This window comes from Arthrobacter sp. AG367, from assembly GCF_007828995.1.
Taxonomy (GTDB): Bacteria; Actinomycetota; Actinomycetes; order Actinomycetales; family Micrococcaceae; genus Arthrobacter.
The window spans coordinates 561,876-587,091 of record NZ_VIVE01000001.1 but is presented as its reverse complement, the minus strand read 5'-3'; the positions used below and the strand labels follow the sequence as shown (position 1 = coordinate 587,091).

Sequence of the window (25,216 nt, the reverse complement as noted above, 5' to 3'; positions counted from 1 at the left end):
GTTCAACTCCGCAATTTCGCCCGGAGCGGTACCAATGCTAACAACGGGCCGAGGCATAATAGACTGTTAGCACTTAGGCATGTCGAGTGCTAACCCTGGGTTTGCATCGGGAGGGGCATGCGCCCCGAACCATGGATGGAGGTGGAGAGTGAGCGAGCCACGCAAGCTGGAAGTACTGCGGGCCATCGTGGAGGACTACGTCCACTCCCGCGAGCCGGTTGGGTCCAAGGCCCTGGTGGAGCGGCATCATCTTGGTGTTTCCAGCGCCACCATCCGCAATGACATGGCCGCACTGGAGGACGAGGGGCTGATCACCGCCCCGCACACCAGTGCCGGCCGGATTCCCACGGACAAGGGCTACCGGCTCTTTGTGGACCAAATCTCGGCTGTCAAGCCGCTCTCGGCCGCCGAACGCCGCGCCATCCAGTCCCTGCTCGAAGGCGCGGACGACCTCGACGACGTGCTGGAGAGGACCGTCCGGCTGCTGTCGCAGCTGACCAACCAGGTTGCCGTGGTGCAGTATCCGCACCTGAGCAGGGCACTGGTCCGGCACATCGAATTCGTCCTGCTCGCCCCGCGCAAGGTCCTCGTCGTCCTGATCGCCAACAGCGGCAAGGTGGAGCAGCGGGTGATCGACGTCGGGCAGGACCTTGGCGACGACGCACTGGCCGAACTGCGCACCCGGTTCCTCGGTGCACTGGGCGGAACACCGCTGCGCCAACTGGCCCAGGCGCTGCCCGCCGTCGTCGCCGCCACCCCGCACCCGCAGCGGCAGGCGGCACACGCATTGGCGCTCGGACTGGAGGGCCTGGCGCAAAACAGCCGGGAGGACCGGATGGTCATGGCCGGCACCGCCAATCTGGCCAGGTCCAACGTCGACTTCCCCCTCAGCATCGGCCCGGTGCTCGAGGCGCTGGAGGAACAGGTGGTGATGCTGCGGCTGTTGAGCGAAATGGCCCAGGACCACCGCGGCGTCGCTGTCAGCATCGGACGGGAGAACCCGTACGACGGCCTTGCCGAGGCCTCCGTGGTGGCCACTGCCTACGGTCCGGACAGCTCGGCGAAAGTAGGCATCCTCGGGCCCACCCGGATGGATTACCCCACCACCATGGCCGCCGTCAGGGCAGTGGCGCGCTACCTTTCCAGGATTTTGGGGCCCTGACTCTTGGCCGCCGGAGCGCGCTTCGGCCGGAAAGCAAGAGCCGGGCCGCCCAACTGAACGCAGTACAACAAGGAAGAGATACGAACTTTGAGCAGCCACTATGACGTCCTTGGAGTCTCACCCGAAGCGACGGGTGAAGAAATCAAAAAGGCCTACCGCAAGCTGGCCCGCACCCTTCACCCGGACGTAAACCCCGGTGCGGACGCATCGGAACGGTTCAAGGCAGTAACTCACGCCTACGAGGTGCTTTCGGACCCCCAGAAGCGCCGGATCTACGACACCACCGGCAATGAGAACGGCACCGACAACGGTTTCGGCGGCGCAGGCTACGCGGGCCAGGGCTTCGCGTTCCAGGATATTTTCGACACCTTCTTCGGCGCCGGCGGCACGTCCGGTCCGGCTTCCCGTGTCCGCCGCGGCCAGGATGCCCTGATCAGCGTACGGATCGACCTCCGCGACGCCGTGTTCGGCGTGAACAAGAAACTCGAAGTGGACACCGCCGTGGTCTGCCCCACCTGTGACGGATCCTGTTGCCGCCCCGGCACCCATCCGGAACGCTGCGACATCTGCGGCGGCAGCGGACAGGTCCAGCGGGCCGTCCGCTCCATCCTCGGCCAGGTCATGACGGCCGCCCCCTGCGGCACCTGCGAAGGTTTCGGCACCGTCATCAAGGATCCCTGCAACGAGTGCAGCGGCCAGGGCCGTATCCGCAGCCGCCGGTCGCTGACCATCAAGGTCCCTGCCGGTGTGGCCACCGGAACCCGGATCCAGCTCTCCGGCCAGGGCGAGGCCGGCCCCGCGGGCGGTCCGGCCGGCGACCTGTACGTGGAGATCCGCGTCAACAATGACGCCACCTACGTGCGGGAGGGCGACGACCTGCACGCCACCCTGCACATCCCCATGACGGCAGCCGCCCTGGGCACGGATGTCAGCCTGGAAACCTTCGACGGCACGCAGGAGATCGACGTCAAGCCCGGTACCCAGTCGGGGGAGATCATCACCCTGCGCGGCCTCGGCGTCACCCACCTGAGGGGCTACGGCCGCGGCGACCTGAAGGTCCACCTCCAGGTGGACACCCCGGCCAAGCTCGACCCCGCGCAGGAGGACCTCCTGCGCCAACTGGCCAAGCTCCGTGGTGAACAGATCACCGAGGGCAAGCTCGCTGCCAGCGGCGGCATGTTCGCCAAGCTCCGGGACCGGCTCGGTAACCTGTAGCGGTGAGCAACCCCGTCTTCTTCACGCCCCCCGGTTCGCTGGCCGGGATGGCGGCCGGCCAACTCTTTGTCCTCGACGGGGCGGAGGCGCGGCATGCCGTCACCGTCAAACGGCTGTCTCCCGGCGAAGCGGTGGACATCGTCGACGGCGCCGGCACCCGGATGACCGGGAAGGTGGTGTCCGCCGCTCCCTCCGCACTCGAGGTGGAATGCGGGACGCTGACCGTCGAAGACAGGCCGGACGTCCGGCTGGTGCTGGTCCAGGCCCTCGCCAAGGGGGACCGCGACGAGCTGGCCATCGAGACGGCCACGGAACTGGGCATCGACGCCGTCATACCCTGGCAGTCCGAACGGTCAATCGTCCGCTGGAAGGGCGACCGCGCAGCCCGGGCCCATGCCAAATGGGAATCCTCCGTGGCCGCGGCCGCCAAGCAGGCACGGCGCGCCTGGATCCCCGAAGTGCGGTCCGCCGTCGACACTGCCGGGCTTTCCGCTGCCGTGGAAGCTGCCGACCTCGCTGTCATCCTGCATGAGGACGCCGTTCGGCCGCTGCGCACCGTCCTTGAAGCATGGCAAGGGAAAGCAGGCTCCGGACCCCGGGAAATCCTGCTCATCGTCGGTCCGGAGGGCGGCATCAGCCAGCGGGAGGTAACCAAACTCTGCGATAAGGGCGCCGTGACCGCCCTCCTGGGGCACCATGTCCTGCGGTCCTCCACAGCCGGCCCGGCCGCCGTCGTGCTTGCCAGCGACGTCCTTGGCCGGTGGACGGCTACCGGACCTTAAAGGACCTCGTGTCCTCGTTCCGGTCCGGTTCCCCGCCGGAGCCGGCCTGGGCCACCCGCAGCATGTAATCGCCCGGCGGAAGGTTCAGGGCCAGGGTGAAGACGCCGGCCTGCCCCTGTTCGGACGCAGCCGTGGTTTCACCCGCCAGGAACGGTGCTTTGCTGCCGCCGTCCGTAGACTGCAGGATCTGCCAGCGGAGCTTCGCCCCGGGCGATGTGCTGCGGCCGGTGATCTTCACGCTCCCGCCGGGCACTTCGGCGTTCTCCTGGGGATCAATGATCCAGACGGGCGCCACCAGGCCCGCGGCGCGGGTCATCAGGGCCCCGAGCTGCACTTTGCCGAAGGCCACGTAGTCCGTGTGGCCGTCCACGAGGATCCGGACCCGGATCTGCTGGCCGGTGTCGATCAGGCCCGAACTGGCGGCGGCAGCGGTTGCCGTGTAGATCAGCTGCTGGATGGCCCGGGCAGCCATGTCGGCATCGAGGTTGCTGTTGAAAGCGTCCGAGGAGACGTCGACGGTGATGACGTCCTTGCCGGAGATTGAGGTGGCAAGTTTGTCCGGGTTCTGCCAGGGCGTGAAGAAGTCAGGGTCCAGCGGCTTCTCGGACATCATGGCCCGCAGGGCGCGGGTGACCGGGTTCTCCTGTTCAGGGACGTCGCGGAATTCCCGGTAAAGAAAGATGTTCCCGCCGCTGCGGCCGATCCAGTAGACCGGCGCCTTGTTGGAGGACTGTGCGGTTTCCAGCGGGGCGCTGGTGGACAGCGTGTCCGGCATGGTGCCGCCCGTTGCCGGCACCGAGGCGATGGTGCCGGTGGGTGAGGGGCCGCCCTCGGCCGTGCAGCCCGCAAGGACCGGAACCAGGACCAGGATTCCTGCAAGGACGGCGGGGCGCAGACGGCCCATCGGTCGTCCTGCCCTTTCGGGCGCAGAGGTTTCCGGCACTGTCCTGCCATTGTCCTTTCCTGGCGTGGCGGGCCGATCCCCCTGGCGGCCTGGTGTTCCAGCAGATGCTGGATTTCCAGCATTGCACAGCGGCGCGGCCGCCCAGCCGCTCTTTGCCTCCGCGGGCACAACTGCAACGGGAACGATATGAGGCCGATATGAAGTTGATACCTAAGGACGTCCCGGCACCCTCCGGACGGGTTGCAGCCGCTGCTCCATGGCGGCCTGGTATCCGGCCCGGCCCCGCGCTGGCGTAAGATAAAGGGATCGCTGGGGCCAGGAGCACCGTCCAACGGGCGCCGGCATCAGCGAACGCAAACATTGATGTCGATCTTCGAGGGGACCACGGGCCTGCGGGCCAGCACCATGACTGAATCAGCAAATGGTAAGCGCCGGCTCAATACGGGCGAAGGCAGTCCGGGTGAATTCCCGCACTCCCTGCCCGGCACCCGGACTGAAGTAGTCCTCTTTGAGAACTCCGACCAGATGGTTCAATCACTCGGCAGCCATGACGAGGCGTTGCGGTTCATCGAAGAGCAGTTCCCGGCCGTCAACTTCCATGCCCGGGGTAATGAACTGTCCATCAACGGCCCCGCCGGTGATGTTCCCCGGATCATGCGGCTCCTGCAGGAAGTCCGTGGCCTGGTGGCCCGCGGCACGGTCATCACTCCTGCTGTGCTGCAGCAGCTGGTGTCCCTCCTGCGCACGCAGTCACTGCAGAATCCCGTGGATGTGCTCACCCACGACATCCTCTCCAGCCGCGGCAGGACCATCCGGCCCAAGACGCTGAACCAGAAGAACTATGTTGACGCCATCGACGCCAACACCGTGATCTTCGGCATTGGTCCGGCCGGCACCGGCAAGACGTACCTGGCCATGGCAAAAGCCGTCCAGGCGCTGCAGCAAAAAGAGGTCAGCCGGATCATCCTGACCCGCCCCGCGGTGGAAGCGGGGGAGCGGCTTGGTTTCCTCCCCGGCACGCTCAGCGACAAGATCGACCCCTATCTCCGGCCGCTCTACGACGCCCTGCACGACATGATGGACCCCGAATCCATTCCGCGCCTGATGGCGGCCGGCACCATTGAAGTGGCACCCCTGGCCTACATGCGCGGCCGGACGCTTAACGACGCCTTCATCATCCTTGACGAGGCGCAGAACACCACGCCGGAACAGATGAAGATGTTCCTCACCCGGCTCGGTTTCGGATCCAAGATGGTGGTCACCGGAGACGTCACCCAGGTGGACCTGCCGTTTGGGACGCGTTCCGGGCTGCGGATCGTTGAGGAAATCCTGCAGGGAATCGACGGCGTGAGCTTCTCGGTCCTGGATGCCGCCGATGTGGTGCGGCACCGGCTGGTCGGGGACATCGTCAACGCGTACAGCATCTGGGATGAAGCCCAGCGGAGCCGGCTCAAGCATTCAGCCGGCCGGGAAAAACGGGGGGAACACGCGTGAGCATCGAGGTGAACAACGAGTCCGGCGTCCAGGTGGAGGAGTCGGAGCTCGTGGCACTGTCGCGGTACATTTTTGAGCAGCTCTACATTCATCCGCAGGCCGAACTGTCCATCCTCCTCGTGGATGAGCCGGCCATGGAGAAGCTGCACATTGAACTGATGGACGAACCGGGTGCCACCGACGTGCTCTCGGTTCCCATGGACGAATTGACCCCGGGGACGCCCGACCGGCCCACCCCGCAGGGCATGCTGGGTGACATTGCCATCTGCCCGCAGGTTGCAAAGGTGCAGGCCCGGAACGCCGGCCACTCGCTGCAGGACGAGATGCTGCTGCTGGCCACACACGGCATCCTTCACCTGCTGGGCTATGACCATGCCGAACCGGAGGAGAAGGCAGAGATGTTCGGGCTCCAGCGGGAACTCCTGTCCGGCTTCACGGGCAAAGAAGCACCTGCAGAGACGACCCAGTGACGCAACTGCTCCTGGTCGCGGTGGCATTGGTTTTCCTTGCCGTCGCGGCCCTGCTGACAGCGGCCGAGGCCGCCTTCAGTTTCCTTCCCCGGCACGACGCCGAAGATGCTCTGCACAGGAGCCGCGGCACCGCCATGCGGCGCATCCTTGCCGAGCCCGTGGCCCACACCCGGGCGCTGCGCTTCTGGCGGGTGTGGTTCGAGATGGCCTCCGCGGTGGCCGTCGCCGTCCTGATCTCCAGCCTGCTGGACAACGTGTGGCTTGCCGGCCTGGTCGCCACCGGCATCATGGCCCTTCTTGGGTTCGTGATCGTGGGCGTTTCGCCCCGCCAGCTGGGCAGGCTGCACTCCACTGCCGTTGTCCGCTTCACTGCCCCGATGGTCCGGTTCCTCACCAGCGTGCTGGGACCGATTCCCGGCTGGTTGGTGGCGTTGGGAAGTTCGGCGGCCCCCGGGGCGCCGGGCGGCGACGATGCGTTCTTCAGCGAACAGGAGTTCCGGGAACTGGTGGACCGTGCCAGCGAGTCCGACATGATCGAGGACACCGAAGCGGAGATGATCCAGTCGGTCTTCGACTTCGGCGACACCCTGGTGCGCGCCGTCATGGTTCCCAGGACGGACATCGTCAGCATTGACGCCGGGTCCAGCCTGCACCAGGCGATGTCCCTGTTCCTGCGGTCCGGATACTCGCGGATCCCGGTCATCAACGAGAACACTGACCACATCCTTGGCATCGTGTACCTCAAGGACGTTGCTGCAGTGATCCACCAGCTCCGTGCGGACCAGGAGCCGCCGCTGGTCGAGTCGCTGGCCCGCGAGGTGCGCTACGTGCCGGAGTCCAAGCCTGTGAGCGACCTCCTGCGTGAACTGCAGAAGGAGTCCACGCACGTTGCGATCGTGATCGACGAATACGGCGGCACCGCCGGACTGGTAACCCTCGAGGACCTGATCGAGGAGATCGTCGGCGAGATCGTCGACGAATATGACACCGAGAGCGCGGAAGCCGTCGCGCTGGGGGACGGTTCCTACCGGGTCAGTGCCCGGATGGGCATCGACGATCTCGGCGAGCTCTTCGACCTGGAAATCGACGACGACGAGGTGGACACCGTGGGCGGCCTCCTCGCCAAGGCACTTGGCCGCGTCCCGATCGTGGGCAGCAGCGTGGAAGTGCAGGGCGTATCGCTGCGTGCGGACCGGCTTGAAGGCCGGCGGAACCGGGTCAGCCACATCATTGCGGCGCCGGTACCAAGAGTAGAGACTGACCTTGAAGGCCTCCTGGAAGAGGCCGAAGCAACCCAGCAGGGAGTTCCACGTGAGCAAGAAAAATAAGGCTGCGGCCACGGACGACTTCGGCGGATTCCGCGCCGGATTTTCGGTGCTCGTCGGCAGGCCCAATGCGGGCAAGTCCACCCTGACCAACGCGCTGGTGGGCAAGAAGGTGGCCATCACGTCCGCCAAACCGCAGACCACGCGGCACACCATCCGGGGCATCGTGCACCGCGAGGACGCCCAGCTGATCCTGGTGGATACTCCGGGCCTGCACCGTCCCCGCACCCTGCTCGGCAAGCGCCTGAACGACCTCGTCGCGGATACCCTCGCCGAGGTGGACGCCATCGGATTCTGCCTGCCGGCCAACGAGAAAATCGGCCCCGGCGACAGGTTCATCGCCGCCCAGCTTGCCGCCGTCGGCCGCAAACCGGTGATCGCCATCGTCACCAAAACTGACCTCGTGGACAAGCAGGCGCTCACCGAACAGCTCCTTGCGGTGGCGGCCCTGGGCCGCGAAGTAATGGGGGAGGACGGCTGGAAGGACATCGTTCCGGTATCCGCCACTGACGGCTTCCAGGTGGAAACAGTCGCCGACGTGCTGATCAGCCACATGCCGCCGTCGCCCCCGTTGTACCCGGACGGCGAACTGACGGATGAGCCCGAGGCAGTCATGGTGGCGGAACTGATCCGCGAAGCTGCCCTTGAGGGTGTCCGGGACGAGCTTCCCCATTCCCTGGCCGTGGTGGTGGAGGAAATCGTTCCCCGGGAGGACCGGCCTGACGACAGCCCCCTGCTTGATGTGCGCGTCAACCTCTATGTCGAGCGGCCGTCCCAGAAGGCCATCATCATCGGCAAGGGCGGCAGCCGGTTGCGTGAAGTCGGGACCAACGCCCGCAAAGGCATCGAAGCCCTCCTGGGCACGCGCATCTACCTGGACCTCCACGTCAAGGTGGCCAAGGACTGGCAGCGCGACCCGAAACAGCTGGTCAAGCTGGGTTTCTGATCCACGAAAAGAACGTTCGCAGGAGTGCGGCAGGCAAGTTTTTCAGGCTGGACCACTAAAATGGACCGGATTCTGTATTTAGAGGAAGGTTCACGACGTGGGTCGAGGCCGCGACAAACGCGACAACGAGGCTGACCTGTCAGCCGGACCGGGACCGGTATCCCGCCACGCGAACGGCGGCGCCGTAGGTGCCGCCCGGCACCTCGGTACGCTGCGCGGGATGCCCATCTGGCTCAAAGCCGTCACGGGTGTCATGGCGCTGGTCCTCGTGGCCGGGATCGCCTTTGCCGGTTTTTGGTTCCTCCGGCTGCAGAACAACATCTCCAAGGCGCCGCTGAATGCCGGCGGCGAAAGCACCGAATCCCCCGGGAACGATGCCACGGGCCGGCTGCAGATCCTGATCCTCGGCTCGGACACCCGCGACGGAAAAAACTCGCAATACGGCACAGCCGACGATTCCACGGGCTATGGCAAGTCGGACGTGATGATGCTGATGGACATCTCCGAGGACAACAAGCGCGTCAACGTCATCAGCTTTCCGCGCGACCTGCTGGTGGACATTCCTGACTGCAAGGACAAGAAGACCGGCAAGGACTATCCTGCCCGCACCGGCGTCATGATCAATGAGGCCATGAGCGAGGCCGGCATCGGCTGCGCCGTGGATACCGTCAACAAGCTCACCGGCATGCAGGTGGACCACTTCATGATGGCCGACTTCAACGCAGTGAAGGAACTTTCCAACGCCGTGGGTGGTGTGGAAGTCTGCATCAGCGACGCCGTCTACGATCCTGATTCCCGGCTGCGGCTGCCGGCCGGAACCTCGACCGTGCAGGGCGAGATGGCGCTTGCCTTCCTCCGCACCCGCCACGCCTTTGCCGACGGCGGCGACCTTGGCCGCATCAAGGCGCAACAGGGCTTCCTCTCGGCGCTGACCCGCAAGATCAAGGACGATGGAACCCTGTCCGATCCCGCGAAGATGCTGAAGATCGCGGACGTCGTAACCCAGAACCTGACAGTGGATGACGGCCTTGCCTCTGTCCCCACCCTGCTGACGATCGGCAACCGGCTCAAGAACATCGACATCGGCAAGGTCGCGTTTGTCGCGGTGCCCACCGCGCCGGCACCCATCGATCCCAACCGGCTGGTCATCGCCGAACCAGCGGGCGCACAGCTCTTCTCGGCAATGCGGAAGAACGTGGACCTCACCGACCCCACCGCGCCCACCACGCCGTCACCCACTGAATCGGCAACCCCGTCCGCGGCCCCCACTGAGACAGCCCCGCCGGTGCCGCCCTACAACAAGGCCATCCAGCCCGTAACCGTCGCCAACGGAAGCGGCGTCGCAGGCCGCGCCCAGGAAATCGTCCAGGCATTGGTGTCGGGCGGCTTCGCCCAGACAGGCCAGTTCCTGGCCCAGCCCGTGGCCAAGACGGCAGTGTATTACGGCAACGGCTTCGATGACGTGGCAGCAGATGTCGCTGCCATGCTGGGGATTCCTGCCACCCTGATGATTCCGGCTCCCGGCGTGACCGGCGTACAGGTTTACCTCGGCAGCGACTTCACCACCGGCACCGCCTATGAGGCCGGCAGTCCTGCCGCAGCATTGCCCCAGGACATCGTCAACCAGACCGCCGGGGACAAGGTCTGCCAGCAGGCGAATCCCGAACTGATCGTGCGCCGGTAGCGGCGTTCCATGCCTTGGTACAGCTGCAGGCAGCAGTACCTCCGGCAGGCAACAAAATGGGCCCCGCCGGCAACGGCGGGGCCCATTTCTGTTATGCGGCTACCAGATGCTGACCCGCTCGGCGGGCGGCATCCACATGCCGTCCTCCTCGGTGACGTCGAACGCTTCGTGGAACGGGTCCAGGTTCCTGGCGATCGCGTTGGTCCGGAACTCGTTGGGGGAGTGGGGATCGGTGGCAAGGCGCCGGATGGCCTCCTCCTGCCGGATGACCTGGCGCCAGCCTGCTGCCCAGGAAGCGAAGAAGCGCTGTTCACCGGTCAGCCCGTCCAGGACCTCCGGTTCCTTCCCGTCCAGGCTGATCTGGTAGGCCTTGTAGGCGATGGTCAGGCCTGCCAGGTCACCAATATTTTCGCCCAATGTCAGGCGTCCGTTGACGTGGTGTCCGGGCGCTGCAGCGGGGGAGAGCGCATCGAACTGGGCCACAAGCCGCGCCGTCAGCGCCTCGAAAGCCTGGCGGTCCTGGTCCGTCCACCAGTTGCGGAGCGCTCCGCCGCCGTCGAACTGTGAGCCCTGGTCATCAAAGCCATGCCCGATCTCGTGGCCGATGACGGCGCCAATGCCGCCGTAGTTCACGGCGTCGTCCGCGTCGGCGGTGAAGAAGGGCGGCTGCAGGATCGCTGCCGGGAACACGATTTCGTTCATCATCGGGTGGTAGTAGGCGTTAACCGTCTGCGGCGTCATCAGCCACTTGTTCCGGTCCACCGGCTTGCCCACCTCATCCAGGTGCCTGTCGACGTCGGCATTGTGGGCGCGTTCGACGTTCCCCAGGAGGTCCTCGGGGTCGATCTCCACGGCTGAGTAGTCAATCCACTCGTCCGGGTAGCCGATCTTGGCCCGGAAGGCCTCCAGCTTCCGGAGCGCCTCGGCCTTGGTGTCCCCGCCCATCCATGCAACGTCATTAATGCTGCGGCGGTAGGCCTCGATAAGGTTGGCCACCAGGGTCTGCATCCGTGCCTTGTGCGATTCGGGGAAATGGCGGGCCACGTAGATCTGGCCCACAGCTTCACCAAGGGCGGCTTCGACGACGCCAACGCCGCGCTTCCACCGGTCCTTGTTGCGGGGCGTGCCGCTGATCGTGGTGCCGTAAAACGCGAAATTGGCGTCCACAAAGGCTGCCGACAGATAAGGTGCAGCGGCGCTGATGACGCGCATGGCCAGCCACTCCTGCCACGTTGCCACCGGAACTTCGTCCAGGAGGCCGGCGGCACCGGTGAAGAAGTCAGGGGTGCTCACCACGATTTCCGTACGCTTGTCTGCGTCGATTCCCGCGGCGTCGAACCACGTGGCCAGGAGGGGGAACAGCGCATTGGCTTCCTCCGCCGTCTTCAGGTTGTAGGTCTTTTGCGGATCCCGGAGGGTGACATTGTCCCAGTGGTGGGACGCGAGCTTCGTCTCCAGTTCGACAACCCGCCCGGCCGCACCATGGGGATCGGCCACCCCGGCCAGTTCAAACATTTTCTGGACGTGCGCGGTGTAGGCCGCCACGATGGGCGCGAACTTCTCTTCCCGGTAGTACGACTCGTCGGGAAGGCCCAGGCCACCCTGCCCGGTGTACAACAGGACCCGGTCAGGGTTCCCCGCATCGGGGGCCGGGTAGATGTAGAAAAGCCCGCCCACGTCCGCACGGAACAACCGGCCCGCCAGTGCGATGAGGTCAGCTGCCGTGCCCGTGGCGAACACGTCGCCGAGCCGCCCGCGGATCGGCTCCATGCCCTTGCCTTCCACCGTCGCTTCGTCCATGAAGCTGTTGTAGAGGCCGCCGATCTTCCGTTCGATCCCGCTGGCGTCCGCGCCCTTGGCCGCCGCCTCCTCGATGATGTCCCGGACAGCGATTTCGGACCCGTCGCGAAGAGCGGTGAAGGTTCCCTCCAGTGGCCGGTCGTCCGGAATTTCGGTGGCTTTCAACCAGGCGCCGTTGACATGTTGGTAAAGGTCGTCCTGAGGCCGGACTGTGTGATCAATGGTGGACAGATCGATCCCCGAAATGGGCACTGCAACTCCTTTGCTGGAACGCCTGCGTCCGGCTGACCACCGGAGGCGTCTGCATGCTGGACTTTACGGACGGTAGTGCCCTTTCATCTTACGCACCCGTGTTAGGCTCAAAGAGTGCGTGCAGAGCTCCTTCTCCTTAGCTGCCGCGGCGAGGCCACAGACGCTATCTAGCGCACGGCCCACCCTCGCTGCGGAGTTTGTGTTGCCCGGCCACCCTTTCACTGAAGATCGATAGAAAAGGCCACGAACATCATGCGTAACGCACAAAAGCCCTCCGGAATGCCCGCCCACCGGTACACGCCCTTCCAGGACCTGATCAAGGTTGAACTGCCGGACCGCACCTGGCCGGACAAGATCATCACCAAGGCCCCGCGGTGGTGCGCGGTGGACCTGCGCGACGGAAACCAGGCCCTGATCGATCCCATGAGCCCGGCGCGCAAGATGAAGATGTTCGACCTGCTGGTCCGCATGGGCTACAAGGAAATCGAGGTCGGTTTCCCGTCCGCTTCCCAGACGGACTTCGACTTTGTCCGCCAGCTCATCGAGGGCAACCACATCCCGGACGACGTCACCATCCAGGTCCTGACGCAGGCGCGGGAACACCTCATCGAACGGACCTACGAGTCCCTCGTGGGTGCCAAGCAGGCCATCGTCCACCTCTACAACTCCACGTCCGTGCTGCAGCGGCGCGTGGTCTTCAACCAGGACGAGGACGGCATCCTGGACATCGCACTGCAGGGTGCCCGCCTGTGCAAGAAGTACGAGGAAACACTCGTGGACACGCACGTGACCTACGAGTACTCCCCGGAGTCCTTCACGGGTACGGAGCTCGAGTACGCCGTCCGGGTGTGCAACGCCGTCGCCGATGTCTTTGAAGCGTCCGCCGACCGGCAGGTGATCATCAACCTGCCCGCCACGGTGGAAATGGCCACGCCCAACGTCTACGCCGATTCCATCGAGTGGATGAGCCGGCACCTGCACCCGCGGGACGGCATCATCCTGTCCCTGCACCCGCACAACGACCGCGGAACCGGCGTCGCCGCCGCCGAGCTGGGCTACATGGCAGGCGCCGACCGCATCGAGGGCTGCCTCTTCGGGAACGGCGAACGCACAGGAAACGTGGACCTGGTGACGCTGGGCCTGAACCTGTTCGTCCAGGGCATCGACCCCATGATCGACTTCTCCAACATCGACGACGTCCGGCGCACCGTGGAGTACTGCAACCAGCTGCCCGTCCCGGAACGTTCGCCGTACGGCGGCGACCTGGTGTTCACCGCCTTCTCCGGCTCCCACCAGGACGCCATCAAGAAGGGCTTCGAAGCGCTGGAGCGCGATGCTGCAGCAGCCGGCAAGCCCGTGGACGACTTCACCTGGCAGGTTCCGTACCTCCCCGTGGATCCCAAGGACCTGGGCCGCAGCTACGAGGCCGTCATCCGGGTGAACTCCCAGTCCGGCAAGGGCGGCGTGGCCTACCTGCTGAAGAACGAGCACAGCCTGGACCTGCCGCGCCGCGCGCAGATCGAATTCTCCGGCGTCATCCAGCGCCGCACCGACACCGTGGGCGGGGAAGTCAGCGGCGCGCAGCTGTGGCAGATCTTCCAGGACGAATACCTGCCGTCCGGCCGGGCCGACGGGCAGTGGGGCCGCTACTCGCTGGGGGCCGTCAAGACGGAGACAGACGCCGACGGCGGCATGACGCTGCACGCGTCGCTCACCATCGATGGTGCCCAGGTCAGCCGCACCGGCACCGGCAACGGCCCCATTGCGGCCCTGCTGAACATCCTGCATGAGGACGGCGTGGATGTCCGCGTGCTGGACTATAGCGAGCACGCGTTGTCCGAAGGCGGCAACGCCATGGCCGCGGCCTACGTCGAATGCGCGGTGGGGGAGCGGGTGCTGTGGGGTGTAGGCATCGATGCCAACACCAGCATGTCGTCCCTCAAGGCCGTGATTTCCGCGGTCAACCGCGCCATCCGGGACGCCCAGGCCTGATACCTGCCGGTGGTGCCGCCGGTTTCCACCGGAGGCACCACCGTGGCCTTGCAGCGAGCTGCCGGGCAGGATGGGAAGATAGAGCGTGGTCCAACACTCTTTTGCCTCCCGGGCGTACCGGGACGACGCCGTGGTACTCCGTACCCACAAGCTGGGCGAGGCGGACCGGATCATCACACTCCTGACGAAGCACCACGGGCAGGTCCGTGCCGTCGCCAAGGGAGTGCGCCGCACCAGCAGCCGTTTCGGTGCCCGGCTTGAGCCCTTCATGGTGGCCGATCTCCAGTTGGTGTCAGGGCGGACGCTGGACATCGTCACGCAGGCCGTGGCAAAGGGTGCATACGGCGGAAGCATCGCCGCGGACTACGGCAGGTATACGGTGGCCGCCGCCATGACGGAGACGGCTGAGAAACTGACGGACGTCGACGGCGAGGACGGTACCGCACAATACAACCTGCTGGTGGGCGCCCTCGCTGCGCTGAGCCGCAACGAACATGCGGCTGGCCTCATCCTGGACTCCTACCTTCTGCGCGCCCTTGCCACCGGCGGGTGGGCGCCCAGTTTCACGGACTGCTCCCGCTGCGGCATGCCGGGCCCGCACACGGCCTTCTCCGCGCCCCTTGGCGGCATGGTTTGTGCACAGTGCCGGCCGCCCGGTTCCCCCGCACCCGCTGCAGAGACCGTGACGCTGCTGGCAGCGCTGCTGACCGGGGAATGGACGACGGCGGATGCTTCCCTGCCGCAGCATCGCAAGGAAGCAGCGGGCCTGGTGGCCGCGTACCTGCAGTGGCATCTGGAACGAGTACTGAAATCCCTCAAACATGTGGAGCGTAGCTGACAGTGGCCCTGGGAAAAAAGAACAACGCACCGCGCCGGCGCACGCATCCCGTGGTGGCGCCGTACCCGCACCCGTCCGGCGTGGTGGCACCCACTATTCCGGCTGAATTCATTCCCCGGCACGTGGCCATCGTCATGGACGGCAACGGCCGCTGGGCCAACCAGCGGGGATTGCCGCGGATCGAGGGGCACAAGGCAGGGGAGCCGGCGCTGCTCGATGTCATGGCAGGGGCCATCGAACTGGGCATCGAGTACGTCAGCGTGTACGCGTTCTCCACGGAAAACTGGCGCAGGTCGCCTGAGGAAGTCCGCTTCCTGATGGGATTTAACAAGGATGTGCTGCGAAGGCAGCGGAACCAGTTGGACGACTGGGGCGTGCGGGTCCGCTGGGCGGGGCGCCGGCCGCGGCTGTGGGGTTCGGTCATCCGTGAGCTGGAGGAAGCCGAAGAGTTCACGGCGGCCAACACCACCTGTAACTTGACCATGTGTGTTAATTACGGCGGCAGGGCAGAGATCACTGACGCGGTCTCAGCGATTGCCGCCGATGTGGCGGCAGGCAAGTTGAAGCCTGGCGCCATTACCGAGCGGACCATCCAGAAGTACCTGGACGAGCCCGACCTGCCTGACGTGGACCTGTTCCTGCGCAGCTCGGGGGAGCAGCGGCTGTCCAACTTCATGCTCTGGCAGTCGGCCTACGCGGAGTTCGTGTTCATGGACACGCTGTGGCCGGATGTGGACAGGCGCACGCTCTGGGCCGCCGTCGAGGAGTATGCCAGGCGGGACCGCCGGTACGGTGGCGCCGTGGACGCCGCCGCTGCTCCCTCGGCGCCCGCTGCCCCGGCGGAATAGCTTCATCCATACGCCCGCAACCAGCGGGCCAGCCGCCTGTAGGCATCGGCCCGGACCGGTTCGGGTGACAGGAAGACGTCGTGCAGCGCGCCGTCGATCCGCTCCACGGTTACGGTGCGGCCCAGGGTGAGGGCCCTGGCGCTGATGGTGTTGACGTCCAGGACCGCGTCGGTGCGGCGCATTTCCTCGGACCAGAGGAGCCCGTTCGCGCTGCCCTTGGAAAGCAGTACCAGGATCGGCGCCTGGATCCCCAGGCCGCGGGCCACCTTCGCCTGCCCGGCGAGCACCGCCCTAAGCCAGCCGGCGCGCACCGGAAAGGCCATGCGGGGGCGGTACCGCTCGTCAAGCGGCCACTCGCCGTCGGCAGAGCTGCTGATGGTCCGCCAGTAGTGGCCGCGTTCCGGCAGCCGGAGGACCATCTCGGGGCGGAAGCGGGCCAAGGGGCGCACCATGCTGGATGCAGCGCGCCGCACCAGCGGACTGCCGTGCATTTCCAGCCATGGACTGTTGAGGATCAGCAGCGAAACAGCTTCCGGATGGCGGGTGGTCCACAGGGCTGCCACCAGGCCGCCCGTGGAGTGGCCCATCAGGGCCAGGGGACCCGGTGCGCCTGCATCCCGGATGATGCGGATTGCCTCTTCGATTTCAGCGTCGTAGGCGGCGAGGTCGGCCACGTACCCGCCCGGTGCTTCCGGACGAAGGCTTCGTCCGTGGTTGTGCATGTCCAGGGCATAGAAGTCGTAGCCGGCCGCAGCCCAGAACCGTGCCAGGTCCACGTTGAAGAAATAATCGCTCCAACCGTGCAGGAAGAGCACGGCCCGGCGGCTGCCGCCGGCAGGGTCCCTGTCGGGAGATGGCCGGACGCGCACCAGCGTTGCCCTCCGTTCAACCCCGTCACGTCCGGTGGCCGCGAAGGAGTGTGACTCGAAGTCACCGCCCAGGATGTCCTGCTGCCACTGCATGCCCTCATGCTAAACCGGCACACCGGACCGCGCTGTCCGAACTGCGGCGCCCGAACTGCGCTTTCCGAACTGTGCTGTCCGAACTGCGGCGTCTCCGTTTTGGTGCGGCGCCCCCGGAGACGGGAAACTGGAGGCATGCGCGTTTATCCCACTTTCTTCAGGCTGGCCTTTTCATGGATGGACGCCGAGCGCGCCCACAAGATCGGATTCAAGGGGATACGGCTCGCACATTCTTCCGGTGCGGGGAGAGTCCTGCGGAAACTGACTGCTCCGGCGCCGTCGCTCCAGACCACAGCCTTTGGCGTCACCTTTCCGTCACCGTTCGGGCTGGCTGCCGGCTTCGACAAGGAAGGGCACGGCATCGAGGCCCTCACGGAGCTTGGATTCGGACACATTGAAGTGGGCACCATCACCGGCCAGGCGCAGCCCGGCAACGAAAAGCCGCGCTTGTTCCGCCTGGTCCAGGACCGGGCCGTCATCAACCGGATGGGATTCAACAACGACGGCGCCTCCGCCGTTGCACCCCGGCTCAGGGCAGCACGCGCCGCGCTCCAGCGGCGGTACCCGGAGGTTCGTCCGGTCATCGGCGTCAATATCGGCAAAACCAAGGTGGTGGAACTGGCCGATGCCGTGGACGACTACCTGGTGAGCGCCCGCAGCCTGGCGCCTGCCGCCGACTATTTGGTGGTAAACGTCAGTTCCCCCAACACCCCGGGCCTGCGGTTGCTCCAGGACGTGGAGACGCTCCGGCCGCTCCTGACAGCCGTGGGGCAGGAAGCGGACCGGGCCGCGGGCCGGCATGTGCCCCTGCTGGTCAAGATTGCCCCGGACCTCAGCGATGAGGACATCGACGACGTCGCGCGCCTTGCCCTCGACCTGAAGCTGGACGGCATCATCGCCACCAACACCACCATTGGCCGTTCAGGACTGTCCTCGCCGGCAGAAGAGGTGGCGAAGTGCGGAGCCGGCGGCCTCTCCGGTGCACCATTGAAGCAGCGTTCGCTGGAGGTGCTGAAGCGGCTCAGGAACGCTACGGGCGACGCCCTGACCTTGGTGTCCGTTGGCGGCGTGGAGTCGGCCCGGGACGTCCAGGAAAGGCTGGACGCCGGTGCAACCCTGGTGCAGGGCTACACCGCGTTCCTTTACGAAGGACCGTTCTGGGCGGCACGGATCAACAAGCAGTTGGCAAAGAACCGCCGCTCCTAGGCGCTGCAGGCAGGTTGCTGCGGGAAAGCGGATCCCGATAAAAACGAAAAGCCCGGCGGAACACCGCCGGGCTTTTCGTTCTTAAGTGGATGCAGGGTCAGGCAGGGTACTGTCCGCGCTGGACCTGGGGCTTGGGCAGCCGCAGTTTCCGGAACTGCAGGGACCGCATGGAGCCGTACCAGACAGTACCGCGCTCCACCTCGCCGAACTTTTCCGCCAGCCGCTTGCGGAGCTTGCGCGACAGAATGAAGACGTCCACGAAGACTGCCAGGAACATGACCCAGAAAGCGCCCAGGACGTAAATCATCATGTCGCTGGAGGCCGGGACCACCAGGGAAACCAGCACAAAGACCAGGGCGCCGAACATCAGGTATTCGCCAAGGTTGAACCGCGCATCCACAAAGTCGCGGGCAAACCGTTTCTGCGGACCCTTGTCGCGCAGCGGCAGGAACTTCTCGTCGCCGGTGTCCATGGCCCGCCGCATCTTGAGGCGCTGGTCCTGGATGGCCTGGCGTTCGGCAGCCTTGGACGCCTTGCGGTCCTCAGGCACGAGCGGGCGCTTGCGGGCAGCTTCCTGGGCCTTCCGGGTGGGGGTAGGGGCACCCTTGCCCGCGGCACTGTTCTGCCGCGCCGCCGTCTCCGCTGCCTGCTGGTCTATGGTTTCCTGCGCCGAGGGCGCTTCTTTTCTACGTCCGAACACCAGAACAGAATACCTTGCAGCAGCCCGCCCGCGGCCTGCCCCCGCGTCTGCGGCGGCAGGCCGCGGAATGTGACGGGGGTAATGTTTTGGCCATGACTTCATCACCCGCGGCCACCCCGCACAGCACCACCGGAACATCAGGACCAGGCCCTGAGGCCATCGGCAGGACGGAAGATCTCCGTGCTGCGGTGGACCGTTCCTTCGATCAAACTTTGGCACGTCTCAAGGACCTCGTGGCCATCCCGGGCATCGCCTGGCCAAGCTTCGACCGCATGCCACTGGAGCGCAGCGCGGAGGCCGTCGCCGAACTCCTCCGGGGTGTGGGGATCGGCGGGGTCCAGGTCCTGTCCGTCAACAAGGCCGACGGCACGCCAGGCGGGCCGGCCGTCGTCGCCCGCCGGCCTGCCGCAAAAGGAAAACCGACCATCCTGCTTTACGCCCACCATGACGTCCAGCCGGTGGGGGACGAGTCCCTGTGGGAAACAACGCCGTTTACCGCCGTCGAGAAGGACGGCCGCCTCTACGGCCGCGGCGCCGCTGACGACAAAGCCGGCATCATGGCACACATTGCTGCTTACGCAGCCGTTTCGGAAGTCCTCGCCGATTCCCTGGGGCTGGGCGTCACCTTCTTCATCGAGGGGGAGGAGGAAGCAGGATCGCCCACGTTCCGGACATTCCTGGAGGCGAACCGCGAGCTGCTCCGCGCAGACGTCATTGTGGTGGCCGACTCCAGCAACTGGAAGGTCGGCGCACCTGCCCTGACCACCAGCCTGCGTGGGCTCGTGGATGGCACGATTGAGGTGCAGGTCCTTGACCATGCGGTGCATTCCGGCATGTACGGCGGCCCGGTGCTGGATGCCCCCACCCTGCTGTCCCGCCTGATCGCCACCCTTCACGACACGGATGGGAACGTGGCCATTGAGGGCCTGGTGTCCAGCGACACGGCCGGGGTCGACATGCCGGAGGCGGATTACCGCGCCGATGCCTCCGTGCTCGACGGCGTCCGGCTGGCTGGAACGGGAAGCATCGCCTCGCGGCTGTGGTCCAAGCCGGCATTGTCAATCATCGGCTTCGACGCACCCGCCGTGGACGTTGCCTCCAACACCCTCCTTCCGCGCGCACGGGCAAAGTTCAGCCTGCGGCTGGCGCCGGGCCAGGTTCCCGCGGAGGCCATGGAGGCGGTCCGCCGCCACGTGGAGGCCAACGCCCCATTTGGTGCGAAGGTCGTCTTCACTCCGGGGGAGGCAGGCAATCCGTTCCGGACGGACACTTCCTCTGCTGCGGCAACGGTTGCGATGTGGGCCCTGGGCGAGGCCTGGGGAGTTCCCGCCGTCGAAACCGGAATCGGCGGTTCCATCCCGTTCATTGCCGACCTGACGGACCTGTACCCCGAAGCGCAAATCCTGGTGACGGGCGTGGAAGACCCGGATTCACGGGCACACAGTGCCAACGAGTCCCTGCACATCGGTGACTTCCGCAACGCCATCCTGGCCGAGGCCCTCATGCTCGCGCGGCTGAACAGTGAAGGCCTTTCAGCCGGCAAGTGATGGGCCTTCCGTCGTGAACGCCGGGCAGGCGGCTGTCAGGGAACAACCGGCGTGCTTTGACGGTTACGCCAGGAGTTAGAGCTACAGGACTGCCGCGCGTAGCATGTAGCTATAGCCCATACCGTATTTGTAGGGGCAGGCGCCGTTACGGCGACGCCGCCAGACCGTCCTAAGAAGGTAGGCCAATGAGCACCGCAACCAACGAAAACAGCACCGCCGCCACAAGCGTGGCCAGCGACGAACTGCCCGTTCACGAGGTCAACCTGACCGATGTCGCTGCAGGCAAGGTCCGCAGCCTCCTGGAACAGGAAGGCCGCACCGACCTGCGCCTGCGCGTGGCCGTGCAGCCTGGCGGATGCTCGGGGCTGATCTACCAGCTCTACTTCGACGAACGGCTCCTTGATGGTGATGCCGTGCGCGACTTCGACGGCGTCGAAGTCGTCGTGGACAAGATGAGCGTGCCGTACCTGAGCGGCGCCAGCATCGACTTCGAAGACACCATCTCCAAGCAGGGCTTCACCATCGACAATCCGAACGCCGGCGGCTCCTGCGCCTGCGGCGATTCATTCCACTAAGCCGGTTATTTCGCCTGATGTCCGCGCCGGGTTTCCTGCCGTCCAAAACGGCATGGGGGCTCGGCGCCGACATGTGGGCGAAACGCCCGGCGGAGCGGTAAGCTCTACACCGAGTAGTAAAACTTTTTTGTGCCCGGAGCGCCGATGGCTGCCCGGACAACAGCAACAAGTAGGAAGGGCCGTCTGTGAGTTCGCAGAACCGAACCGGCAGCCGACGCAAAACGATCACCACGATCTCAAGCTTGGCAATTGCCGGCGCGTTGGTTTTGACCGGATGTTCGCCAGAGGTAGAGAAAGGGTGGATGCCCACTGAACGTGGCACCACCAGCAACACCGACCGCATCATGGACCTCTGGGTCAACTCATGGATTGCTGCGCTCGTGGTGGGCACCATTACGTGGGGCCTGATCATCTGGTGCCTGGTCGCTTACCGCCGCCGCAAGGGAACCGTTGGCTTCCCGCGGCAGACCAGCTTCAACCTTCCGCTGGAAGTTTTCTACCTGACCATCCCCATCTTCATGGTCCTGGTGTTCTTCTACTTCACGGACCGCGACCAGCAGGCGATCGATGACCGTTCACAGCCGGCCGACGTCGTAGTGGACGTCCGCGGCAAGCAGTGGGCCTGGGACTTCAACTACAAGTCCGGCGACGTCATCCAGGAAGACCTGCACGAAGCCGGTGTCCAGGCCCACCTCACCGGCAACACCATCGACAAGGAACAGCTCCCCACCCTGTACCTGCCGGTGAACAAGTCTGTTGACCTCGAACTCAACGCCCGCGATGTCATCCACTCCTTCTGGGTTCCCGCCTTCCTGCAGAAGCGCGACATGATCCCCGGCAAGACCAACTACATCCGGTTCACCCCCACTAAAGAAGGCACTTACGACGGCAAATGTGCCGAACTCTGCGGCGAGTACCACTCCGAAATGCTGTTCCGCGTCAAGGTGGTGTCGGAATCCGAATTCCAAGCCCACATGGACCAGCTCAAGGCCGAAGGCAACACCGGCCTGCTCGGTGCCGAGTACGACCGCAACCCGAACCTGAACGAAACCAAGTAAGGGGAGCGACGTGGCTACGTACACCCAATCCGCACCTGCGGGAGTCCTGTCGGCTCCCGTGGTACCTAAATCCAAGGGGCGCATCGTCGTCAACTGGATCACCTCCACCGACCACAAGACCATCGGGTACATGTACCTGATTGCGTCCTTCGTGTTCTTCTGCCTGGGCGGTGTCATGGCGCTGCTCATCCGCGCCGAGCTGTTCGAGCCCGGCATGCAGATCCTGCAGACCAAGGAGCAGTACAACCAGCTGTTCACCATGCACGGCACGGTGATGCTGCTGATGTTCGCCACCCCGCTGTTTGCCGGGTTCGCCAACGTGATCATGCCGCTGCAGATCGGCGCTCCTGACGTGGCGTTCCCGCGCCTGAACGCGTTGGCCTTCTGGTTCTTCCTGTTCGGTTCCACCATCGCGGTGTCCGGCTTCATCACCCCGCAGGGCGCAGCGTCCTTTGGCTGGTTCGCCTATGCGCCGCTGTCGAACACGACGTTCACCCCGGGCATCGGCGGTGACCTGTGGGTCTTCGGCCTGGCGCTGTCCGGCTTCGGCACCATCCTTGGTGCGGTCAACTTCATCACCACCATCATCTGCATGCGCGCCCCGGGCATGACCATGTGGCGGATGCCCATCTTCACCTGGAACACCCTGATCACCGCCATCCTGGTGCTCATGGCATTCCCGCCGCTGGCCGCCGCCCTGTTCGCGCTCGGCGCGGACCGCAAGTTCGGCGCCCACATCTTCGATCCCGAGAACGGCGGCGCTGTTCTTTGGCAGCACCTGTTCTGGTTCTTCGGCCACCCAGAGGTGTACATCATTGCGCTGCCGTTCTTCGGCATCGTGTCGGAGATCTTCCCGGTCTTCAGCCGCAAGCCGATCTTTGGCTACAAGGGCCTGGTCTACGCCACTATCGCCATTGCAGCCCTGTCCGTCACGGTGTGGGCCCACCACATGTACGTCACCGGCGCCGTCCTGCTGCCGTTCTTCTCCTTCATGACCATGCTCATCGCGGTGCCCACCGGCGTAAAGTTCTTCAACTGGATCGGCACCATGTGGCGCGGCTCGTTGACCTTCGAAACGCCGATGCTCTGGAGCATCGGCTTCATGATCACCTTCCTCTTCGGCGGCCTCACCGGCATCATCCTGGCCTCCCCGCCGCTGGACTTCCACGTTTCGGACTCCTACTTCGTGGTGGCGCACTTCCACTACGTGGTGTTCGGCACCGTGGTGTTCGCCATGTTCGCCGGGTTCTATTTCTGGTGGCCCAAGTGGACCGGCAAGATGCTCAACGAGCGCCTGGGCAAGATCCACTTCTGGCTGCTGTTCCTGGGCTTCCACGGCACCTTCCTGATCCAGCACTGGCTCGGCGTCGAGGGCATGCCCCGCCGCTACGCCGACTACCTCGTGGAGGACAACTTCACCTGGATGAACCAGTTCTCCACCGTGGCATCGTTCGTGCTGGGTGCGTCACTGATCCCGTTCTTCTGGAACGTCTACATCACCTGGCGCAGCGCTGAAAAGGTCCAGGTTGATGATCCGTGGGGCTTCGGTGCTTCGCTGGAGTGGGCCACGTCCTGCCCGCCGCCGCGCCACAACTTCACGTCCCTGCCCCGGATCCGTTCGGAGCGTCCCGCCCTGGACCTGCACCACCCGGAACTTCGTCAGGTCCACACCGTTGAGTCGCCGGCACCCGCAGCAGCGGTCCTCGGCAACGCCGACCAGAAGGACACCGCACAGTGAAAATCGAATCCTGGATCTTTGGTTCTGGAGTCTTCTTCTTCGTTCCCGTCGCTCTGGTCTACGGATTCCTGACCAACTGGGGTGAGTGGGTCGGCATCCTGGGCATCCTGCTTGTGGGTGGCCTCGCCGGCATGATCGGGGCCTACCTCGGCTTCACCGGAAGGCGCGTCGGTCTTCGTCCCGAGGACCGCAGCGACGCTGAAATCCACGAAGGCGCCGGCGAGCAGGGGCACTTCAGCCCCTGGAGCTGGTGGCCTCTGGTCCTGGGCATCGCCTGCGCCACCGGTTTCCTGGGCCTGGCCGTAGGCGCCTGGGTCATCTTCATCGCAGGTGGCCTCGCCATCGTGGCCCTCGTGGGCTGGGTGTACGAGTACAGCCGCGGTGACCACGCGCACTAAGCAAGCAAACGAATAACGACGTCGGGCCCCACCTTCCGGTGGGGCCCGACGTCGTTATTGCGCTTTTGGAAGCCCCTAGACGGCTCCCTGCGACTCTAAAAGTCCTCGAAGCTCCCGCAGCGCGTTCTCGGCCTGCTCGCGCCCCAGGCCGCCTTCCAGCGCACTGTCGCTAATGGACAGCTCCACCTCACAGCCCTGTGGGAAGTCAGCCGTCATCACCTGAAGCAGGGAACGGGCATCGGCCTTGTCTGCGCCTGCCTTGCTGATGGTCACCGGCAGGCCCGTGTCGGTGACGGCTCGCACAAATACCGCGGCGGAACGTGCATGCAGGCCCGCGGGCGCTGCCACCACGGCCTTTTCTGTTGGCAAAGGGACTCCTTCTGTGAAAGACGGCCCCCTCCGTCTCGTGGCAAAATTTCCAGACCAAATATAGCTGCCTGCACGGATGCGGCGCGAAAGATTGCCGCGGTCCGTGGCTGGTCTAGACCGTTCTAAAATTGAGGGGACACCCAACGGCAGGAGAACGATCATGGCAGCTGGCGCCGCCGCAATCACGGGGGAAATAGACCGCAGCAGCGGAACGGCCATCTACGTCCAACTCCGGGAAATCCTTCGCGCGTACATCGCGGAGTCATGCCCGCCGGGTTCAGCCCTGCCCTCGGAACGGGACCTCGCCGAACGGTTTGGGCTTGCAAGGATGACGGTGCGGCAGGCCATCGATGCACTGGTGGGGGAGGAGGTCATCGAGCGGGTGGTGGGCCTGGGAACCTTCGTCCGGCGGCCGAAAGTCGACCTGCAGGTGAAGCTCACGTCCTACAGCGAAGAAATGCAGCGGCGCGGCATGGTGCCTGCCGCCAAAGTGCTCAGCTTCGAACAGATCGGTGCCAGTGCGTTCCTGGCCCGTGAATTGCAGCTGGACGAGGGCACCCCGCTGGTCCGCTTCCGCCGGCTGCTTCTTGCGGATGGGGAGCCCATGAGCGTGGACGAAAACTTCATACCGGCTCATCGGGTCCCGGGACTGCTGGACGGCGAGCCGCCCACGTCGCTCTACAACGTCCTCAGCGAGCAGTACGGGCTTGTTATGGAATGGGGGGAGGACATGATCGAGGCGACGGCGGCGTCACCGTCCACGGCGCGCCTCCTCAACGTCGAAGTGGGGGCACCATTGCTGAAGATCCAGCGGCATGCCTTTGTGGCCCGGGCAATGGTTGACTACTCGGTCTCCTACTACCGTGCGGACCGGTACAAGCTGTGGGTGCCCCTGCAGCGGCCCGGAGCCAGGAGGGCCCGCAACCACTAGCCGCCCCAACCATCCGTTCC

The 25,216-nt window shown here is 65.3% G+C and carries 23 protein-coding genes; 18 read left to right on the top strand and 5 right to left on the bottom strand.

The features are described 5' to 3' along the window. Positions 1 to 148: 148 nt before the first annotated feature. From hrcA to FB478_RS02665, 3 genes are all read left to right on the top strand, one after another. Complete coding sequence (gene hrcA / locus FB478_RS02675; RefSeq protein ID WP_018769276.1) at positions 149 to 1,162, top strand: heat-inducible transcriptional repressor HrcA; 1,014 nt, start codon at positions 149 to 151, stop codon at positions 1,160 to 1,162. Between the two features lie 87 nt (positions 1,163 to 1,249). Next, entirely contained in the window at positions 1,250 to 2,377 is a 1,128-nt protein-coding gene (gene dnaJ, locus FB478_RS02670; protein ID WP_056390413.1) for a molecular chaperone DnaJ, read from the top strand. Between the two features lie 2 nt (positions 2,378 to 2,379). Next, positions 2,380 to 3,159: a 16S rRNA (uracil(1498)-N(3))-methyltransferase gene (locus FB478_RS02665; RefSeq protein WP_144599756.1), complete on the top strand. Its 780-nt coding sequence runs from the start codon at positions 2,380 to 2,382 to the stop codon at positions 3,157 to 3,159. On the opposite strand, the gene FB478_RS02660 is transcribed toward FB478_RS02665, so the two are convergent. After that, positions 3,146 to 4,063: a GerMN domain-containing protein gene (locus FB478_RS02660; protein WP_018769273.1), complete on the bottom strand. Its 918-nt coding sequence runs from the start codon at positions 4,061 to 4,063 to the stop codon at positions 3,146 to 3,148. The two genes, FB478_RS02665 and FB478_RS02660, sit on opposite strands and share 14 nt — an antisense overlap. Positions 4,064 to 4,468: 405 nt before the next feature. On the opposite strand from FB478_RS02660, the gene FB478_RS02655 reads away from it, so the two are divergent. From FB478_RS02655 to FB478_RS02635, 5 genes are all read left to right on the top strand, one after another. Beyond that, positions 4,469 to 5,557, top strand: coding sequence for a PhoH family protein (locus FB478_RS02655; protein WP_144599755.1), 1,089 nt, complete (start codon positions 4,469 to 4,471; stop codon positions 5,555 to 5,557). Then, positions 5,554 to 6,027, top strand: a complete 474-nt coding sequence (gene ybeY, locus FB478_RS02650) for an rRNA maturation RNase YbeY (protein ID WP_018769271.1) — start codon at positions 5,554 to 5,556, stop codon at positions 6,025 to 6,027. The genes FB478_RS02655 and ybeY overlap by 4 nt, the downstream gene beginning before the upstream one ends. Continuing rightward, the gene (locus FB478_RS02645; protein ID WP_018769270.1) at positions 6,024 to 7,355 is read left to right on the top strand and encodes a hemolysin family protein; all 1,332 of its coding nucleotides are present in this window, start codon (positions 6,024 to 6,026) and stop codon (positions 7,353 to 7,355) included. Before ybeY ends, FB478_RS02645 begins: the two co-directional genes overlap by 4 nt. Then, positions 7,339 to 8,298: a GTPase Era gene (era, locus tag FB478_RS02640; RefSeq protein ID WP_018769269.1), complete on the top strand. Its 960-nt coding sequence runs from the start codon at positions 7,339 to 7,341 to the stop codon at positions 8,296 to 8,298. The genes FB478_RS02645 and era overlap by 17 nt, the downstream gene beginning before the upstream one ends. 97 nt (positions 8,299 to 8,395) lie before the next feature. After that, positions 8,396 to 9,982: an LCP family protein gene (locus FB478_RS02635; protein WP_144599754.1), complete on the top strand. Its 1,587-nt coding sequence runs from the start codon at positions 8,396 to 8,398 to the stop codon at positions 9,980 to 9,982. A 99-nt stretch (positions 9,983 to 10,081) separates the two neighbouring features. Here the strand turns inward: FB478_RS02635 and FB478_RS02630 are convergent, their stop codons facing one another. Then, the gene (locus FB478_RS02630) at positions 10,082 to 12,034 is read right to left on the bottom strand and encodes a M13 family metallopeptidase (protein WP_144599753.1); all 1,953 of its coding nucleotides are present in this window, start codon (positions 12,032 to 12,034) and stop codon (positions 10,082 to 10,084) included. Between the two features lie 252 nt (positions 12,035 to 12,286). Here FB478_RS02630 and leuA point away from each other — a divergent pair, with 252 nt between their 5' ends. From leuA to FB478_RS02615, 3 genes are all read left to right on the top strand, one after another. Continuing rightward, a complete protein-coding gene (leuA, locus tag FB478_RS02625) occupies positions 12,287 to 14,026 on the top strand; it encodes a 2-isopropylmalate synthase (RefSeq protein WP_018769266.1) in 1,740 nt (579 codons plus the stop codon). A gap of 85 nt (positions 14,027 to 14,111) precedes the next feature. Then, a complete protein-coding gene (gene recO / locus FB478_RS02620; protein WP_144599752.1) occupies positions 14,112 to 14,864 on the top strand; it encodes a DNA repair protein RecO in 753 nt (250 codons plus the stop codon). Positions 14,865 to 14,866: 2 nt separating this feature from the next. Beyond that, positions 14,867 to 15,712 carry an isoprenyl transferase gene (locus FB478_RS02615; protein ID WP_144599751.1) on the top strand — a complete coding sequence of 282 codons (846 nt, stop codon included), beginning with the start codon at positions 14,867 to 14,869 and terminating at the stop codon, positions 15,710 to 15,712. A gap of 2 nt (positions 15,713 to 15,714) precedes the next feature. Here the strand turns inward: FB478_RS02615 and FB478_RS02610 are convergent, their stop codons facing one another. Next, positions 15,715 to 16,674 (bottom strand): alpha/beta hydrolase, encoded by a 960-nt coding sequence (locus FB478_RS02610; protein ID WP_018769263.1) that lies wholly within the window; start codon positions 16,672 to 16,674, stop codon positions 15,715 to 15,717. Between the two features lie 135 nt (positions 16,675 to 16,809). Here FB478_RS02610 and FB478_RS02605 point away from each other — a divergent pair, with 135 nt between their 5' ends. Further along, positions 16,810 to 17,880 (top strand): quinone-dependent dihydroorotate dehydrogenase, encoded by a 1,071-nt coding sequence (locus tag FB478_RS02605; protein ID WP_018769262.1) that lies wholly within the window; start codon positions 16,810 to 16,812, stop codon positions 17,878 to 17,880. Between the two features lie 97 nt (positions 17,881 to 17,977). On the opposite strand, the gene FB478_RS02600 is transcribed toward FB478_RS02605, so the two are convergent. Beyond that, the gene (locus FB478_RS02600) at positions 17,978 to 18,580 is read right to left on the bottom strand and encodes a DUF3043 domain-containing protein (protein ID WP_018771080.1); all 603 of its coding nucleotides are present in this window, start codon (positions 18,578 to 18,580) and stop codon (positions 17,978 to 17,980) included. 92 nt (positions 18,581 to 18,672) lie between these two features. Here FB478_RS02600 and FB478_RS02595 point away from each other — a divergent pair, with 92 nt between their 5' ends. From FB478_RS02595 to FB478_RS02575, 5 genes are all read left to right on the top strand, one after another. Then, a complete protein-coding gene (locus FB478_RS02595; RefSeq protein ID WP_134164722.1) occupies positions 18,673 to 20,127 on the top strand; it encodes a dipeptidase in 1,455 nt (484 codons plus the stop codon). Positions 20,128 to 20,312: 185 nt separating this feature from the next. Then, a complete protein-coding gene (locus FB478_RS02590) occupies positions 20,313 to 20,702 on the top strand; it encodes an iron-sulfur cluster assembly accessory protein (RefSeq protein WP_018771082.1) in 390 nt (129 codons plus the stop codon). Positions 20,703 to 20,887: 185 nt separating this feature from the next. Then, a complete protein-coding gene (gene coxB, locus FB478_RS02585; protein ID WP_026266044.1) occupies positions 20,888 to 21,760 on the top strand; it encodes a cytochrome c oxidase subunit II in 873 nt (290 codons plus the stop codon). Positions 21,761 to 21,770: 10 nt separating this feature from the next. Next, positions 21,771 to 23,498, top strand: a complete 1,728-nt coding sequence (ctaD, locus tag FB478_RS02580) for a cytochrome c oxidase subunit I (RefSeq protein ID WP_018771084.1) — start codon at positions 21,771 to 21,773, stop codon at positions 23,496 to 23,498. Continuing rightward, positions 23,495 to 23,896 (top strand): cytochrome c oxidase subunit 4, encoded by a 402-nt coding sequence (locus FB478_RS02575; protein WP_018771085.1) that lies wholly within the window; start codon positions 23,495 to 23,497, stop codon positions 23,894 to 23,896. Before ctaD ends, FB478_RS02575 begins: the two co-directional genes overlap by 4 nt. A 75-nt stretch (positions 23,897 to 23,971) precedes the next feature. On the opposite strand, the gene FB478_RS02570 is transcribed toward FB478_RS02575, so the two are convergent. Further along, the gene (locus FB478_RS02570) at positions 23,972 to 24,265 is read right to left on the bottom strand and encodes an HPr family phosphocarrier protein (protein ID WP_018771086.1); all 294 of its coding nucleotides are present in this window, start codon (positions 24,263 to 24,265) and stop codon (positions 23,972 to 23,974) included. A gap of 160 nt (positions 24,266 to 24,425) precedes the next feature. On the opposite strand from FB478_RS02570, the gene FB478_RS02565 reads away from it, so the two are divergent. Beyond that, positions 24,426 to 25,196 (top strand): GntR family transcriptional regulator, encoded by a 771-nt coding sequence (locus FB478_RS02565; protein ID WP_018771087.1) that lies wholly within the window; start codon positions 24,426 to 24,428, stop codon positions 25,194 to 25,196. Positions 25,197 to 25,216 lie beyond the last annotated feature (20 nt).